The 18,846-nt window shown below is 74.8% G+C and carries 2 protein-coding genes; both read right to left on the minus strand.

All coding sequences use genetic code 11. The annotated features are described in order from the left end of the window. The coding region (locus ACEPPI_RS34900; protein ID WP_373919272.1) for a type I polyketide synthase at positions 1-16,322 on the minus strand (16,322 nt) is incomplete at its 3' end. Between the two features lie 24 nt (positions 16,323-16,346). Further along, the coding region (locus tag ACEPPI_RS34905; protein WP_373919273.1) for an SDR family NAD(P)-dependent oxidoreductase at positions 16,347-18,846 on the minus strand (2,500 nt) is incomplete at its 5' end.

Genomic DNA, 18,846 nt, shown 5'->3' on the forward strand with positions numbered 1-18,846 from the left:
AGCCGGAACAACGCCACCTCCACCGCGAACAACGCCGGCTGCGTGAACTCCGTACGGTCCAACACCTCGGCATCAGAACCGAACAGAACCTCCTTCAGCGGCAGTTCGAGGTCCAGCCGTGCGCACACCGCGTCCAGCGCATCGGCGAACACCGGGAAGGCGTCGTACAGCTCCCGCCCCATTCCCGGCCGCTGGCTGCCCTGACCGGTGAACAGGAACGCCACTTGCTGTTCGGTGGTGGCCACGCCCTGCGTCAGCGCGGCGGCGGAGTCGCCCGCCGCCAGCGCGGTGAGCGCCTCGCGGTACTCCTCCTCCGCCCCGGCGACGATCACGGCCCGGTGGTCGAGCAGGGCCCGGCCGGTCGCGAGCGAGTGGCCGACGTCCACCGGCCGCTGATCACCGAGGTGGGCGAGGAGCCGGGCAGCCTGGTCGCGCAGGGCGGCTTGCGTCCTGCCCGACAGGATCCACGGCCAGGTGGAACCGCCCGCGCTCTCGGCAGCCCCATCAACCTCGGGGTCCTCGGGTGCCTGCTCCAGGATGGTGTGCGCGTTCGTTCCGCTCACGCCGAACGAGGACACGCCCGCGCGGCGCGGGCGGCCGGTCTCCGGCCAGTCCCGCCGCTCGGTCAGGATCTCGATGTCGCCCGCCGTCCAGTCGACGTGCGGGGTGGGCTCGTCCACGTGCAGGGTCTGCGGAAGCACCCCGTGCTGCATCGCCAGCACCATCTTCATGACGCCGGCCACACCGGCAGCCGCCTGCGTGTGCCCGATGTTCGACTTGATCGAACCGAGCAGCAGCGGCTCGTGGGCCGACCGCTCCTGGCCGTACGTCGCCAGCAGCGCCTGCGCCTCGATCGGGTCACCCAGCTTCGTACCCGTACCGTGCGCCTCGACCACGTCCACCTCGGCCGCCGACAGACCCGCATTTGCGAGGGCAGCCCGGATCACCCGCTGCTGGGACGGGCCGTTGGGCGCCGTCAGGCCGTTGCTCGCACCGTCCTGGTTGACGGCCGAACCCCGCACCACAGCCAGCACCGGATGCCCGTTACGGCGGGCATCCGACAGCCGCTCCACGAGCAGCATGCCGACACCCTCACCCCAGCCCGTACCGTCCGCACCCTCCGCGAACGCCTTGATCCGCCCGTCGGCGGCGAGGCCGCCCTGCCGGGCGAACTCGACGAACGCGCCCGGCGTCGACATGACGGTGACACCGCCGGCCAGTGCGATCGAGCACTCGCCGCTGCGCAGCGCCTGCACCGCGAGGTGCAGGGCGACGAGCGAGGCCGAGCAGGCGGTGTCGACGGTGACGGCCGGGCCTTCGAGACCGAAGACGTAGGACAGCCGGCCGGAGACGACGCTCGCGGAGTTGCCGGTGCTCATGAAGCCGTCGCCGCCGTCGGCGGAGTTCAGCACGAGCGAGAGGTAGTCCTGCCCGTTGGTGCCGACGAAGACGCCGGCCTGGCTCCCGCGCAGCGACGACGGGTCGATGCCCGCCCGCTCGAACGCCTCCCACGAGGTCTCCAGCAGCAGGCGCTGCTGCGGGTCCATCGCCAGGGCCTCGCGCGGCGAGATCCCGAAGAAACCGGGGTCGAACTGCGCCACGTCGTAGAGGAATCCGCCTTCGCGGGCGTACGCGGCCTCCTGCTCGGAGCGCGGCCCGAACAGCTCCTCGGCGTCCCAGCCGCGGTCGGCCGGGAACTCGCCGATCGCATCGCCACCGGATGCCAGCAGTCGCCAGAGGTCCTCCGGGGTCCGCACGCCTCCGGGGAAGCGGCAGCTCATCGCCACGATCGCGATGGGGTCGTCCTCGACCGCCCGGCCCGTCCGGTCCGACGCGGCCGCCAGGGCCGCCGCATCGCCCGTGCCCAGCAGTTCGCCGCGCAGGTGGTCGGCCAGGTCGGCGGAGGTCGGGTAGTCGTAGATCAGCGTGGCCGGGAGCCGCAGCCCCGTGGCCGTGCCCAGCCGGTTGCGCAGTTCGACGGCGGTCAGCGAGTCGAAGCCGAGTTCCTTGAACGCCCGCCCCGCGCCGACCCTTTCGACGCCGGTGTGGCCGAGGACCGCGGCGACCTCCTTGCGGACCAGGTCGAGCAGCATCCGGTCCCGCTCGGCGGCGGACAGGCCCGCCAGCCGGCCGGCGAGGGAGTCGCGGCCGCCGGCGGCCGTGTCGGACCGGCCGTCGGTGCCCGCGCGGGCGGCGAGGGCGCCACGCGCCTCGGGCAGCTCGGCGAGGAGGTGGCCGGCGCGCCCGGCGGTGAAGCCGGGGGCGAAGCGGTCCCAGTCCACGTCCACGACGGTCACGACCGCGTCGTCGGCGTCGAGGGCGCGGTGCAGGGCGCCGATGGCCGGCCCGGCCGCCATGGGCGGCACGCCGCCCTTGCGCATGCGGGACTCCAGCGCTCCGTCGGCTGCCATGCCGCCCTCGGCCCACGGACCCCAGGCGATCGAGGTCGCGGCCAGCCCGGCGGCCCGCCGCTGTTCGGCGAGGGCGTCCAGGTAGGCGTTGGCGGCGGCGTAGTTGCCCTGGCCGGCCGTGCCCCAGGTACCCGTGACGGACGAGAAGAGCACGAAGGCGGAGAGCTCGATGCCGAGCTCGGCGGTCAGCTCGTGCAGGTTGAGGGCGGAATCCGCCTTGGCCCGCAGCACGCTCTCGAACCGCTCGGGGGTCAGGAAGTCGAGCACGCCGTCGTCGAGGACGCCGGCGGTGTGCACGACCGCGGTCAGCGTGTCGGCTTCCGCCGCGAGGAGCGTACGCAGCGCATCACGGTCGGCGGCGTCGCACGCCACGACCGACACCTCGACGCCCGTCTCCGCGAGCTCCGCCGCCAGCTCGGCGGCGCCGGGCGCGTCAGCGCCCCGGCGACTGGTCAGCACCAGACGCTCGGCACCCGCGCCGGCCAGCCAGCGCGCCACATGGGCGCCGAGGGCACCCGTACCGCCCGTGACCAGCACCGTCCCGGACGGCGCCCACGACGGGGCGTCCTCTGCGAGGGCAGCGGCACGCACGAGACGCCGCCCGAACACGCCCGAGGACCGGACCGCGACCTGGTCCTCGCCGCTCCCGCCCGCCAGTACGCCGACCAGCCGGGCCATCGCCCGCTCGTCCCACACCTCGGGAAGATCCACCAGGCCACCCCAGCGCTCCGGAACCTCCAGAGCGGCAACCCGGCCCAGACCCCACACCTGCGCCTGAACCGCAGAGACGAGGCGGTCCGAACGGCCCACACTCACCGCACCCCGGGTCAGGCACCACAACGGCGCCTCCACCCCGGCGTCGCCCAGCGCCTGCACGAGGGCGGCCGTCGCGACGACCCCCGCAGCCTCGTCCAGCGCCAGCAACGACACCACACCCGCCACGGGGCCGGCCCCGGTCAGCAGACCGCCCAGCGCGTCCCGGTCCGTACCGGGCTCGACCACGAGGCGGCGTACCTCGGCACCGCGCGCGGCCAGCGCGTCCACCACAGCCGTCGCATCCACACCCGTGGCGGGCACCGCGACCAGCCAGGCACCGGACAGGCCGGCACCGGCAGCAGAGTCCGTCAGCGGCTTCCACGAGACCTGGTAGCGCCATCCGTCGATCCCGGTCCGGGCCTTCGACCCGCCGCGTCGTACGAGCGGCGTCTGCGGCCAGTAGCGCTGACGCTGGAAGGCGTAGGTCGGCAGGTCGACGCGTACGGCGCCGGTTCCGTGGACCGCCCGCCAGTCGACCCCGATGCCACGGACGTGGCTCCGCGCCAGGGCGGTCATCGCCGTCTCCGCCTCGGGACGGCCCTTGCGGAGGAGGGGCACGAAGGCGGCCCCGTCCACGCTGAGGCATTCCTGCCCGAGGGCGGAGAGGACTCCGTCGGGGCCGAGTTCGAGGTACGTGGTGACCCCGGCGGCTTCCAGGGTGCGGATGCCGTCGAGGAAGCGGACGGCCTCGCGGACGTGGCGGACCCAGAAGTCCGCCGAACCCATCTCGTCGGAGACGATCGCCCCGGTCAGGTTCGACACGACCGGGATGCGCGGGCTCTCGTACGTGAGCCCGGCCGCGACCCGGCGGAAGTCGTCCAGCATCCCGTCCATGCGCGGCGAGTGGAAGGCGTGGCTCACGGTCAGCCGCTTGGACTTCCGGTCCGAGAAGGCTTCCACGACGGCCGTCGCGGCGTCCTCGTCACCGGCGATCACGACCGAACGCGGACCGTTGATCGCGGCGATGCTCACCCGGTCCGTCAGCAGCGGCAGGACCTCGTCCTCCGAAGCCTGCACCGCGATCATCACGCCGCCGGCCGGCAGGGCCTGCATCAGCCGGCCGCGCGCCGCCACCAGCGTGCACGCGTCGTCCAGCGACAGGACCCCCGCCACGTGCGCGGCGGCGATCTCACCGATCGAATGCCCGGACAGGAAGTCGGGCCGGACACCCCAGCTCTCCACGAGCCGGAACAGCGCCACCTCCACCGCGAACAACGCCGGCTGCGTGAACCGCGTCTCGTCCAGCAGAGCGGCATCCGCCCCGAACAGCACCTCCTTCAGCGGTACGTCCAGGTCGAACCAGGCACACACTTCGTCCAGCGCATCCGCGAACACCGGGAAGGCGTCATACAGCTCACGCCCCATCCCCAGGCGCTGACTGCCCTGACCGGTGAAGAGGAAGGCGAGCTTCCCGCCCTGGGGCGAGCCCGTCACCACCCCGGCCGCCGAGCCGTCCTGCGCCAGCGCCGCGAGCCCGGCCAGCAGCCCCTCGCGGTCCGCCGCGACGACCGCCGCCCGGTCCTCGAACGCCGAGCGGCCGACGGCAAGGGTCCTGGCGACATCGGACAGGCGCAGCCCTGGGTCGGCGAGCAGTCGCGCCCGCAGTCCGTCGGCCTGGGCCCGGAGGCCCGCCGCGCCCTTCGCCGAGAGCACCAGCGGCAGGGGCGCGAGGCCCGGGTCCACGGATGCGGCGGTGTCCGCGCCGGACTCCGCGGGCGGCGCCTGCTCGATGATCGTGTGGGCGTTGGTGCCGCTGAAGCCGAACGAGGAGATGCCCGCCCGGCGCGGACGGCCGGTCTCCGGCCACTCCCGCCGCTCGGTCAGCAGCGCGATGTCACCCGCCTCCCAGTCGACCTGCGGGGACGGCCGGTCGATGTGGAGGCTCTCGGGCAGCTGCCCGTGCTGCATGGCCATGACCATCTTGATCACACCGGCCACACCGGCTGCGGCCTGCGTGTGACCGATGTTCGACTTGACCGAGCCGAGCAGCAGCGGCTGCCCCTCGGGCCGGTCCTGACCGTAGGTGGCCAGCAGCGCCTGCGCCTCGATCGGGTCACCGAGGGTGGTACCGGTACCGTGCGCCTCGACCGCGTCCACCTCGGCGGCGGAGAGGCCCGCACTCGCGAGGGCAGCCCGGATCACCCGCTGCTGGGACGGGCCGTTGGGCGCCGTCAGGCCGTTGCTCGCACCGTCCTGGTTGACGGCCGAACCCCGCACCACCGCCAGCACCGGATGCCCGTTGCGGCGGGCATCCGACAGCCGCTCCACGAGCAGCATGCCGACACCCTCACCCCAGCCCGTACCGTCCGCACCCTCCGCGAACGCCTTGATCCGGCCGTCGGCGGCCAGACCACGCTGACGGCTGAACTCGATGAACGTGCCCGGTGTCGACATGACGGTGACACCGCCGGCCAGTGCGATCGAGCACTCGCCGTTGCGCAGGGCCTGGATCGCCCAGTGCAGGGCGACCAGCGAGGACGAGCAGGCCGTGTCGACGGTGACCGCCGGGCCTTCCAGCCCGAACACGTACGACAGCCGTCCGGAGACGACGCTCGCGGCGTTGCCGGTACCCAAGTGGCCTTCGAGACCGGCCGGTTCCTCCAGGAGCACCGACAGGTAGTCCTGCCCATTCGTGCCGACGAAGACACCGGCCTGGCTGCCACGCAGCGTCTCGGGGTCGATTCCGGCGCGCTCGAACGCCTCCCACGAGGTCTCCAGCAGCAGGCGCTGCTGCGGGTCCATGGCCAGGGCCTCGCGCGGGGAGATGCCGAAGAAGTCGGCGTCGAAGTCGGCGACGTCGTAGAGGAACCCGCCCTCTCGGGCGTACGAGGTGCCCTGGGCGCCCGGGTCGGCGTCGTAGAGGGCGTCGAGGTCCCAGCCGCGGTCCAGGGGGAGTTCGGCGATCGCGTCGGTGCCGGAGGCGAGGAGCTGCCAGAGGTCCTCGGGCGTCCGTACGCCGCCGGGGAAGCGGCAGCTCATCGCGACGATCGCGATCGGGTCGTCATCGACCACCGTGGCCACGGGGCCGGAGGCCTCCGTCTGCGCGCCGAGAAGCTCGGCGAGCAGGTAGCCGGCCAGTGCGGCCGGGGTGGGGTAGTCGTAGACGAGCGTGGCGGGCAGCCGCAGGCCGGTGGTGGCGCCGAGGCGGTTGCGCAGCTCGACGGCGGTGAGCGAGTCGAAACCGATCTCGCGGAAGGCCCGCCCGGCCTCGACGTCATCGGCCCCGGAGTGCCCGAGGACCTCGGCGACCCGCGTACGCACCAGGTCGAGGAGGAAGGGGGCCCGGTCCCCGGCCGACAGGCCGCGGAGCTGCTCGGCGAGCGACGAACCCGTACGCTCGGTCCGGTCCTCGGCGCGCATCGCACCTCGGGTGGCGGCCTCGACCTCGGGCAGGTCGGCGAGCAGCCGTCCGGCGCGCACAGCGGTGAAACCGGGCGCGAACGCGGCCCAGTCGAAGTCGGCGACGGTCAGCGCCGCCTCGTCGGACCCGACCGCCTGGCGGAGCGCGGTGATCGCGAGGTCGGCGTTCATGGGCGGTACGCCGCCCCGCCGCATGCGCGCGTCCATCGCCTCGTCGGCGGCCATACCACTGCCTGCCCAGGGGCCCCACGCGATCGAGGTCGCGGCCAGCCCGGCGGACCGCCGCTGCTCCGCAAGGGCATCCAGGTAGGCGTTCGCAGCGGCATAGTTGCCCTGACCGGCCGCACCGATGGTGCCGCTCATCGAGGAGAACAACACGAACGCGGACAGCTCGATCCCGAGCTCGACGGTCAGCTCGTGCAGGTTCAGCGCCGACGCGGCCTTCGCCCGCAGCACGCTCTCGAACCGCTCAGGAGTCAGCGCCTCCAGCACACCGTCATCCAGCACACCCGCGGTATGCACCACAGCCGTCAGCGTCCCCGCCTCGACGGCAAGCAGCTCCCGCAGCGCATCACGGTCAGCGGCATCACACGCCACCACCGACACCTCGACGCCCGTCTCCGCGAGCTCCGCCGCCAGCTCGGCGGCGCCGGGCGCGTCAGCGCCCCGGCGACTGGTCAACACCAGACGCTCGGCGCCCGCGCCGGCCAGCCAGCGCGCAACCCGACCACCCAGAGCACCCGTACCACCAGTGACCAGCACGGTCCCGGACGGCACCCACGAGCCCGAGTCCCCGGCAGCCGCCCGAACCAGCCGACGCCCGAACACCCCGGAGGACCGGACCGCTACCTGGTCCTCACCGGCAAGACCACCCGCCAGCACACCAGCCAGCCGGGCCATCACCCGCTCGTCCCACACCTCCGGAAGATCCACCAGGCCACCCCAGCGCTCCGGAACCTCCAGAGCGGCAACCCGGCCCAGACCCCACACCTGCGCCTGAACCGCAGACACGAGGCGGTCCGAACGGCCCACACTCACCGCACCCCGGGTCAGACACCACAACGGCGCCCCCACCCCGGCCTCACCCAACACCCGCACCAGCTCAGCCGACGGCACCACACCCGCAGCCTCGTCCAGCGCCAGCAACGACACCACACCCGCCACGGGGCCGGCCCCGGTCAGCAGCCCGGCCAGCGCGTCCCGGTCCGTACCGGGCTCGACCACCACCCGAAGGACCTCAGCCCCCCGAGCGGCCAACCCCTCCACCACAGCCGTGTCATCCACACCACCGGCCGGAACAACCACCAGCCACACCCCGGAAAGCCGCGCACCCCCCACGGAGTCCATCACCGGCTTCCAGGACACCCGGTACCGCCAGCCGTCCACCTCGGACTGCTCCTGGCCCTGGCGGCGCCATGCCGACAGGGCGGGGACGAGGTCGCTGACGCGCGCGTCGTCGGCCACGTGCAGTTCGGACGCCAGGGAGCTGAGGTCGCCGCTCTCCACCGCCTCCCAGAAGCGGGCGTCCACCGCGCCCACCGCCGGAGCGGGGGCGGCGGCGCCGACCGACAGGACGGTCTCCGGCCAGTAGCGCCGGCGCTGGAAGGCGTACGTCGGCAGCTCGATCCGGCGGGCGCCCGTACCGGCGAAGAAGGCGGACCAGTCCACCTCCACACCCCGCACGTGCGCCTGGGCCACGGCGCCGACCAGGGACTCGGCCTCGCCGCGTCCGGTGCGCAGCACCGGGGCGAGGGCGACGTCCGCGTCACCCGTGAGGCAGTCCTGGGCGAGGGCGGACAGCACGCCGTCCGGCCCCAGCTCCAGGAAGGTCGTGACTCCGGCCGCCTCCAGGGCGCGGACGCCGTCGAGGAAGCGCACGGCCTCGCGGACGTGGCGGACCCAGAAGTCCGCAGAGGCCATCTCGTCGGAGACGATCGCCCCGGTCAGGTTCGAGACGATCTGGATCCGCGGGGTCTCGAAGGCCAGCCCCGCCACGACCTGGCGGAAGTCCTCCAGCATGCCGTCCATGTGCGGCGAGTGGAACGCGTGGCTCACCGTCAGCCGCTTGGACTTCCGGTCCGCGAAGGCTTCCACGACGGCCGTCGCGGCGTCCTCGTCACCGGCGATCACGACCGAACGCGGACCATTGACAGCAGCGATGCTCACCCGGCCGGTCAGCAGCGGCAGGACCTCGTCCTCCGCAGCCTGCACCGCGATCATCACGCCGCCGGCCGGCAGGGCCTGCATCAGCCGGCCGCGCGCCGCCACCAGCATGCACGCGTCGTCCAGCGACAGGACCCCCGCCACGTGCGCGGCGGCGATCTCACCGATCGAATGCCCGGACAGGAAGTCGGGCCGGACACCCCAGCTCTCCACGAGCCGGAACAGCGCCACCTCCACCGCGAACAACGCCGGCTGCGTGAACCGCGTCTCGTCCAGCAGAGCGGCATCCGCCCCGAACAGCACCTCCTTCAGCGGCAGTTCGAGGGAGAGCCCCTCGCACACCGCGTCCAGCGCGTCCGCGAACACCGGGAAGGCGTCATACAGTTCACGCCCCATCCCCAGGCGCTGGCTGCCCTGACCGGTGAAGAGGAAGGCGAGCCCGCCGCTCGACACCGTGCCCCGGACCAGACCCGGTACGGGCTCGCCGGCGGCCAGGGCGGTCAGGCGGGCGACGAGGGCTTCGCCGTCCGAGGGGGCGCCGAGCACCACCGCGCGGTGTTCCAGGGCCGCGCGGTGCGTGGCAAGGGAGTGGCCGAGGTCGAGCGCGCCCCGGCCTCCGGGTGCGACGACGGCGTCGGCCGCGGTCGGGATGAGGCGTTCCGCCTGGGCCCGCAGGGCGGCCGCCGTACGGCCGGACACGAGCCAGGGCAGCACCGGGAGTCCGGGGCCGGCCGGAGCCGGAGCCGGGGCGGTGGCGGCCGCGGGCTGCGGTGCCTGCTCGATGACGGCGTGGGCGTTGGTGCCGCTGTAGCCGAACGAGGAGATGCCCGCCCGGCGCGGACGGCCGGTCTCCGGCCACTCCCGCCGCTCGGTCAGCAGCGCGATGTCACCGGCCGACCAGTCGACGAAGGGGGTCGGTTCGTCGATGTGGAGGGTCTGGGGCAGCTCCCCGTGGCCCATGGCCATGACCATCTTGATCACGCCGGCGACACCGGCGACGGCCTGCGTGTGCCCGATGTTCGACTTGACCGAGCCCAGCAGCAGCGGCCGGCCCTCCGGCCGGTCCTGACCGTAGGTGGCCAGCAGCGCCTGCGCCTCGATCGGGTCACCCAGCTTCGTACCCGTACCGTGCGCCTCGACGGCGTCCACGTCGGCGGCGGTGAGGCCGGCGTCGGCGAGGGCCTCGCGGATGACGCGCTGCTGGGAGGGGCCGTTGGGGGCGGTGAGGCCGTTGCTGGCGCCGTCCTGGTTGACGGCGGTGCCGCGGACGACGGCGAGGACCGGGTGGCCGTTGCGGCGGGCGTCGGAGAGCCGCTCCAGGAGGAGCAGGCCCACGCCCTCGGACCAGATCGTGCCGTCGGCGGACGCGGCGAACGCCTTGATGCGGCCGTTCTCCGCGAGTCCGCGCTGCCGGCTGAACTCGGTGAAGGCCCCGGGCGTGGACATGATCGTCACGGCGCCGGAGAGGGCCATGTCGCACTCGCCGCTCCGCAGGGACTGGGCGGCGAGGTGCAGGGTGACGAGGGAGGAGGAGCAGGCGGTGTCGACGGTGACGGCCGGGCCCTCCAGCCCGAAGGAGTAGGAGATGCGGCCGGAGACGACGCTGGCCGCGTTGCCGGTGCCGAGGTGGCCCTCCAGGCCGTCGCCGTCGTTGAGCCACAGCTGGAGGTAGTCCTGGGCGTTGGAGCCGACGAACACGCCGGTGCGGCTGCCGCCCAGGCCGGTGGGGTCGATGCCGGCGCGTTCGAAGGTCTCCCAGGTGGTCTCCAGCAGCAGGCGCTGCTGCGGGTCCATGGCGAGGGCCTCGCGCGGGGAGATCCCGAAGAAGGGTGCGTCGAACTCGGCCGCCTCGTGCAGGAAGCCGCCCTCGCGGACGTAGCTGGTGCCCTCGCGGTCGGGGTCGTCGCTGTAGAGGGCGTCGAGGTCCCAGCCGCGGTCGGCGGGGAAGGCGGTGATGCCGTCACGGCCCTCGGCGAGCATCCGCCACAGGTCCTCGGGCGTACTGACGCCGCCGGGGAAGCGGCAGCTCATCGCGACGATCGCGATCGGGTCGTCGTCCTCGGCGCGGGCCGTGGCGGCGGCCGCCCGGCGGGCCGGGAGGGCGGCGTCGGCGGTCAGGTCGCCGACGATCTCCTCGCGCAGGTACTGGGCGAGGGCGGTGGCGGTCGGGTAGTCGAAGACCAGGGTGGCCGGCAGCCGGCGGCCGGTGGCCTCCCCGAGGAGGTTGCGCAGTTCGACGGCGGTGAGGGAGTCGAAGCCGAGCTCCTTGAAGGAGCGGCCCGGCTCGACGGAGGAGGCGCCCGGGTAGCCCAGGGCGGCGGCGACCTGCTTGCGCACGAGGTCGAGCAGCATGCGGTCCTGCTCGGCGGCCGGCAGCCCGGCGAGGCGCTGCCGCAGGCCGGAGGAGCCCCCCGCCGTGGCCGCGCCGTTCGCCGAGCGGCGTAGGGGGACCCGTACGAGTCCGCGCAGCAGCGGGGAGAGGGTTCCGTTCTGGGCCTGCGCGCGCAGGCCGGGCAGGTCGACGCGCATCAGGACGGGGGCGGGCTCGTCGAGGCGGTGGACGAGGTCGAACAGGTCGAGGCCCTCGGCCGAGGTGAGCGGGGGCAGTCCGCCGCGGGTCATGCGGCTGACGTCGGCGTCGCTCAGGCTGCCGGCCATGCCCGCCCCGTCGGCCCACAGGGCCCAGGCCAGGGAGGTGGCGGGGAGTCCGAGGGAGCGGCGGTGCTGGGCGAGGACGTCGAGGAAGACGTTGGCCGCGGCGTAGTTGCCCTGTCCGGCGCCGCCGAAGACGCCGCCGATGGAGGAGAACAGCAGGAAGGCGGAGAGGTCGAGGTCTCGGGTCAGTGCGTGGAGGTGGCAGGCCGCGTCGACCTTGGGGCGCAGGACGGCCGACAGGCGCTCGGGGGTGAGGGAGGTGATCACGCCGTCGTCGAGCACGCCTGCGGTGTGCACGACCGCGCCGAGCGGGTGCTCGGCGGGTACGGCGGCCAGGACGGCGGCGAGGGCGTCCCGGTCGGCGACGTCGCACGCCGCCCAGGTCACCGTCACGTCGTCGGCGGCGAGTTCGGCTCCGAGGGCCTGCGCCTCGGGGGTGGATCCGCCGCGCCGGCCGACGAGCAGCAGGTGCCGTACGCCGTGCTCGGCGACGAGCCGGCGGGCGATCAGGCCGCCGAGGAGGCCGCCCGCGCCGGTGATCAGCACGGTCGAGCCGGGCGTGTACGCGAAGCCGGCCGGGGCGGGCTGCTCCGCTTCGGCGTCCCGGGCCACGCGGGCGAGACGGGGGACGAGGACGGTGCCGGCGCGGACGGCGAGCTGCGGCTCGCCGGCGGCCAGGGCGGTGGCGAGGGCCGCGGGCAGGGCCCGTGCGGAGGCCTCGTCGGCGTCGGTGTCGAGCAGCAGCAGCCGGTCGGGGTGCTCGGCCTGCGCGGAGCGCAGCAGACCGCGGACGGCGGCGTGGACGGGGTCGGTGACGGGCTCGGTGGCGGGCTCGGTGACGGCGTCGCCGGCCGGGTCCGTTGCGGTGCCGTCGGCGCCGGTGGTGAGGGCGCCCCGGGTGAGGACGACGAGGCGGGTGGCGGCGAACCGGTCGCCGGTGAAGGGCTCTTCGCCCAGCCAGGTCTGCGCGAGGGCCAGGGCGTGGTGCGCGGCCCGGTGCACGGCGTCGGCGGAGAGCTCCGGCGCGGCGTCGGCGTCGGCGTCGGCCCCGTCCGCGGCCTGCCCGTAGGCGGCGAAAATGGCCTCGGGGACGGGCGCTCCCGCCTCGACGGCGGCGGCCAGGTCGGCCAGGTCGGCATGGACGGTGATCGCGTCGCCGGCCGGGACCGCGCCGAGGAGGGCGGCGGGGACCGCGGCGCCCAGGACGGCCCAGCGGCCGGCCGGGGCGGCGGGCGCGGGCAGTGCCGTCCACTCCACCCGGAACACGGACTCGTGGTGGGCGGTGCCCGCCGCCCGGACCTGCTCGGCCGAGACGGCCCGCAGGACGAGCGAGTCGACGGTGGCGACGGGCGCACCCGTCGCGTCCGCGATCTCCAGGCGTACGCCGCCGCCGGTACCGGTCGGGGCGAGGTGCACGCGCAGGGCGTCGGCGCCGCTGGCGTGGAGGGTCACGCCGCTCCAGGCGAACGGGAGCCGGCCCTCGCCCTCGGTGCCGCCCAGCACGCCCAGGCCCAGCGTGTGCAGGGCCGCGTCCAGGAGGGCGGGGTGCAGTCCGAAGTCCGCGGCGGCGGAGGCGACTTCTTCCGGCAGGGCGACTTCGGCGAAGACGCCGTCCCCGTGCCGCCAGGCGGCGGTGAGGCCGCGGAACGCCGGGCCGTAGCCCATGCCGACCTCGGCGAGGTCCGCGTAGAGGCCGTCCGTGGCGAGCGGTTCGGCGCCGGCCGGGGGCCACTGCCCGGCGGCGAACGGCGCCGGGGCCGGGGCGGCGCCGGGGGCCAGGACACCGCCGGCGTGACGCGTCCAGGACTCCTCGGTGGCACCGTCCTTCGGGCGGGAGGAGAGGCTGAAGGAACGCCGCCCGCTTCCGTCGCCGTCGGGCGCGCTGACGTGCATCTGGAGCTGTACGCCGCCGCGTTCGGCCAGGACGAGCGGCGCTTCGAGGGTGAGTTCCTCGACGAGGTCGCAGCCGACCTGGTCGCCGGCCCAGATCGCCAGGTCGACGAAGGCGGTGCCGGGGAGCAGCACGCTGCCCATCACGGCGTGGTCGACCAGCCAGGGGTGGGTGGTCGGCGAGAGCAGCGCGGTAAAGACGAAGCCCTCGGAGTCGGCGAGGGCGACCGTGGCTCCGAGCAGCGGGTGCGCGGCCTCGTCCAGGCCCACCGCGCCGAGGTCGCCGGACGGGGTGCCGGGCTCGATCCAGTAGCGCTGGCGCTGGAAGGCGTAGGTGGGCAGGTCGACGCGCCGGGTGCCGGTACCGCCGCAGTACGCGGCCCAGTCGACGGTGGCTCCGTGGGCGTGGGCCTGCGCCAGGGCGGTGACGAGCGTCTCGGCCTCGGCGCGGCCCTTGCGCAGCAGCGGCGCGAAGGCGGGGTTCCCGTCGGTGACGCAGTCCTGGGCGAGGGCGGAGAGCACCCCGTCCGGACCGAGTTCGAGGTATGTGGTGACGCCCGCGGCCTCCAGGGCGCGGATGCCGTCCAGGAAACGGACCGCCTCACGGACGTGCCGCACCCAGAACTCGGCCGAGCCCATCTCGTCCGAGACCAGGGCACCGGTCAGGTTCGACACGACCGGGATGCGCGGGGCGGCGAAGGTGAGGCCCTGCACGACCTGGCGGAAGTCGTCCAGCATGCCATCCATGTGCGGCGAGTGGAACGCGTGGCTCACCGTCAGCCGCTTGGACTTGCGATCGGCGAAGGCCTCCACGACCGCGGCGGCAGCGTCCTCGTCACCGGCGATCACGACCGAGGTCGGCCCGTTCACGGCGGCGATGCTCACCCGGTCCGTCAGCAGCGGCAGGACCTCGTCCTCCGCAGCCTGCACCGCGATCATCACGCCACCGGCCGGCAGGGCCTGCATCAGCCGGCCGCGCGCCGCCACCAGCGTGCACGCGTCGTCCAGCGACAGGACCCCCGCCACGTGCGCGGCAGCGATCTCACCGATCGAATGCCCGGACAGGAAGTCGGGCCGGACACCCCAGCTCTCCACGAGGCGGAACAGCGCCACCTCCACCGCGAACAACGCCGGCTGCGTGAACCGCGTCTCGTCCAGCAGAGCGGCATCCGCCCCGAACAGCACCTCCTTCAGCGGCAGTTCGAGGGAGAGCCCCTCGCACACCGCGTCCAGCGCGTCCGCGAACACCGGGAAGGCGTCATACAGCTCACGCCCCATCCCCAGGCGCTGGCTGCCCTGACCGGTGAAGAGGAAGGCGAGCTTCCCGCCCTGGGTCGAGCCCGTCACCACCCCGGCCGCCGAGCCGTCCTGCGCCAGCGCCGCGAGCCCGGCCAGCAGCCCCTCGCGGTCCGCCGCGACGACCGCCGCCCGGTCCTCGAACGCCGAGCGGCCGACGGCGAGCGAGCGTGCGACGTCGACCGGGTCGAGCCCGGGGTGCTCCTCGGCGTGGGCGAGGAGGCGTGCCGCCTGCTCGCGCAGGGCGTCGCGGCCCTTCGCCGACAGGATCCACGGCACGACGGGGACGCCCGTCGGCACGCCGGACCCGGACTCCGGCGCGGTTCCCGTCGTCCGGTCGGCCTCGGGGGCCTGCTCGATGATCGTGTGCACGTTGGTGCCGCTCACGCCGAAGGCGGAGACGCCGGCCCGGTACGGGCGGCCGGTCTCGGGCCAGGCGCGCTGCTCGGTGAGCAGGGAGACGGCGCCGGCCTCCCAGTCGACGTGCGAGGTCGGCTCGTCGACGTGCAGGGTCCGGGGCAGCACGCCGTGCCGCATCGCCATGACCATCTTGATGACACCGGCAATGCCGGCGACGTTCTGCGTGTGGCCGAGGTTGGACTTCAGGGAGCCCAGCCACAGCGGCTGTCCCTCGGGCCGGTCCTGGCCATAGGCGGCCAGCAGGGCCTGGGCCTCGATCGGGTCGCCGAGGGTGGTGCCGGTGCCGTGGGCCTCGACGACGTCGATGTCGGCGGGGGCGAGCCGGGCGCTCTCCAGGGCCTGGCGGATGACCCGCTGCTGGGCGGGCCCGTTCGGCGCGGTCAGCCCGTTGCTCGCGCCGTCCTGGTTGACGGCCGACCCCCGGACGACCGCCAGGACGCGGTGTCCGTTGCGGCGGGCGTCGGAGAGACGCTCCACCAGCAGGACGCCGACGCCCTCCGACCAGCCGGTGCCGTCCGCCGCTTCGGCGAAGGACTTGCAGCGGCCGTCGGGCGACAGGCCGCGCTGGCGGCTGAACTCGACGAAGACCTCCGGGCCGGCCAGCACGGTGACGCCCGCGGCCAGCGCGAGCGAGCACTCCCCCTGCCGCAGGGCCTGAACGGCCATGTGCAGGGCGACGGACGAGGAGGAGCAGGCGGTGTCGACGGTGGCGGCCGGCCCCTCCAGCCCGAACACGTAGGCGAGGCGGCCGGAGACGACGCTGGAGGCGGTGCCCGTGAGGAGGTGCCCCTCGACTCCTTCGGGCAGCTCGCCCGAGCCGGCCCCGTACGCGTTGGCGGAGGCGCCGACGAACACACCGGCGCGGCTGCCGCGCAGGGTCGCCGGGTCGATGCCGGCCCGCTCGAAGACCTCCCAGGTGGTCTCCAGCAGCAGGCGCTGCTGCGGGTCCATGGCGAGGGCCTCGCGCGGCGAGATCCCGAAGAAGGAGGCGTCGAAGTCCGGCGCCTCGTGGAGGAATCCGCCGTGCCGGGCGTAGGTGGTCCCGGCGTGGTCGGGGTCGGGGTCGTACAGCGACTCGACGTCCCAGCCGCGGTCGGCGGGGAAGCCCGAGATGGCGTCGCCGCCGCTCTCGACGAGCTTCCACAGGTCCTCGGGCGAACCGATCCCGCCGGGGAAGCGGCAGCTCATGCCGACGATCGCGATGGGCTCGCGGGAGGCGTCGGTGAGCTCCTGGTTCCGGCGGCGCAGCCGCTCGGTTTCCTTGAGGGAGGCCCGCAGCGCTTCAACGACTTTTTCGTCAGGGGTGGTCATCACTTACTCCGCACTTCGGGCACGTCAGAAGTTGCTGTTGCTGGTGGTGGTGTCGCCGGTGGGGCCGTCGTCGTCGAGGCCTCCGCCGTCGAGGGCGAGGTCGAGGAGGTCCTGGAGGTCCATCGTGTCGATGGACTCGCCGGCGTCGGCGGCCCGCGCACCGGGGCCGGAGGCGGCCGCGGTGTCGGAGCCGGAGCCGGGGCCGGCGAGGCCCAGGAGGGTGTCCAGGAGCCCCGCTTCGCGGATCCGGCCCATCGGGATGGCGGCCAGGGTCCGGCGCAGCTCCGCGTCAAGCGGGTCGCTGTCCAGGTCCGCGACGGCCGCCGCGGCCGCGCCGCCGCCGCTTCCCTCAGGGAGGAGGGTGCGCAGCAGGTGACGGGTGAGGGCCTGGGGGTTGGGGTAGTCGAACACGAGGCTGGACGGCAGGCGCAGGCCGCAGGCGGCGCCGAGGCGGTTGCGCAGTTCGACGGCGGTCAGCGAGTCGAAGCCGAGGTCCTTGAAGGCCCGGTCCGGTGCGACGGCGTCCGCGGAGGGGTGGCCGAGGGCCGCCGCCGCGTGCTCGCGCACGAGGTCGAGGAGCGCACTGTCGCGGTCCTCCCCGGACAGTTCGCCGAGCCGCCGCAGGAGCGTCGCGCCGGCGTCGGCCGCCGTGCCGTCACCGGTGGGCGTCGCACCGTCGGCCGTTTCGCCGCGGAGCGCCTCGCGCACCTCCGGCAGGTCGCCGACGAGCGGGCGGGGCCGGGCTGCGGCGAAGACCGGGGCGAAGCGCGCCCAGTCGACGTCGGCCACCGTCACCGCCGCGTCCCGGCCGGCGAGGGCGCGTTCCAGGGCCGTCAGGTTCGTGGCCGGGGCCACGGGCGGCAGTCCGCGCCGGGTGAGCTGTTCGGTCGCGTCGCCCTCGGTGGCCATGCCGGCCTCGGCCCACGGGCCCCAGGCGACCGCCGTGGCGGCGAGGCCGCGGGCCGCGCGGCGTTCGGCGAGCGCGTCGAGGAAGGTGTTGGCGGCGGCGTAGGCCGCCTGCCCGCCACTGCCCCAGACACCGGCGATGGAGGAGAACAGGACGAAGGCGTCCAGGGAGTCCGGTGTGTCGAACAGTGCGTCGAGGTGGACGGCGCCGGCGGTCTTGGCGGTGACGACCCGGGCGAACCCGGGCAGGTCGGTGCCGGTGCCGGGCGGCTGGGAGATGCCCGCCGCGTGGACGACGGACCGTACGGGGGTGCCGTCGGCCGCCAGGCCCGCGACCAGCGCCGCGAGCGCGTCCCGGTCGGTGACGTCGCAGGCGGCCAGGGTCACGGCCGCGCCGAGCGCTTCGAGTTCCGTGCGGGTCTCGCTCGCGCCGGGCGCCCGCGCGCCGCTGCGGCTGACGAGCACCAGGTGTTCCGCGCCGCGTTCGGCAAGGCGCCGGGCCACGTGGCGGCCGAGGGCGCCCGTGCCGCCGGTGATGAGCACGGTGCCGCTCGGGTTCCAGCCGGATCCCGTGCGGGTGCCGTCCGCGTCCGCCGCCGTGGTCCCGCGTACGAGGCGTCGTACGAGCGTCCCGGGGGCGCGGAGGGCCAGCTGGTCCTCGTCCCCGGCAGCGGTGAGTGCGGCGGGCAGGCGCGACAGGACCCGCTCGTCGCACACCCCGGGCAGGTCGAGGAGTCCGCCCCAGCGGTCGGGGTGCTCCAGGGCGAACACCCGGCCCAGGCCCCAGACCTGCGCCTGGGTGGCCCCGCCGAGGGTGTCGCCGGGTGCGGCGGCCACGGCTTCGCGGGTGACGCACCACAGGGGGGCGTCGGCGAGCTCCGCGGCCGGGCCGGCGGGCTCCGAGGTGAGTACGGAGGCCAGGGCGGCGGTCAGGGCGAGCCCGACGGGTACGCCGGGGTGCTCGGGGTGCGGCCGCTCGTCCAGCGCCAGGAGGGACAGGACTCCGGTGACCGCTCCCGTGCCGGGGTCGGCCGCGGCCTCGCGCAGCAGGCCGTCCAGGCCGGTCCGCAGCACCGCCGGGTCGCCGTCGGCGACGTCGAGCGGGAGCGGCAGGACGCGCGCGCCCTCGGCGCCGATCCGGTCGGTCAGGGTGCGGACCCAGGGGTCCTCCGCCTGCGCTGCCGGTACGGCGACCAGCCAGGTGCCGGTGAGGGCGCCCCGGTCCTGGCCGGCGAACGGCTGCCAGGAGACGCGGTAGAGGAGCGCATCGGCTTCGGCCTGCGCCTGCCGGTCGCGCCGCCAGGCGGCGAGGGCGGGCAGGACGGAGCGGAAGGGCTGCTCCCCGTCGACGGCGAACTCGTCGGCGAAGGCGGTCAGGTCGGCCCGCTCCACGACCTCCCAGAAGCGTGCGTCGACCTCGCTCCCGACCCCGGCTGCCGGGGCCACCCCGCGCGGGGCGGTCGGCTCGGGCCAGTAGCGCACGGGCTGGAAGGCGTACGTGGGCAGATCGGCGCGGCGGGCGCCGCTGCCGGCGTAGAAGGCCGTCCAGTCGACGGTCACACCCCGCGTGTGGGCCTGCGCCAGGGCGCCGGCCAGGGCTTCCGCCTCGGCGCGACCC

This window comes from Streptomyces sp. AB3(2024) (assembly GCF_041862025.1).
In the GTDB taxonomy this organism is placed as follows: Bacteria; Actinomycetota; Actinomycetes; order Streptomycetales; family Streptomycetaceae; genus Streptomyces.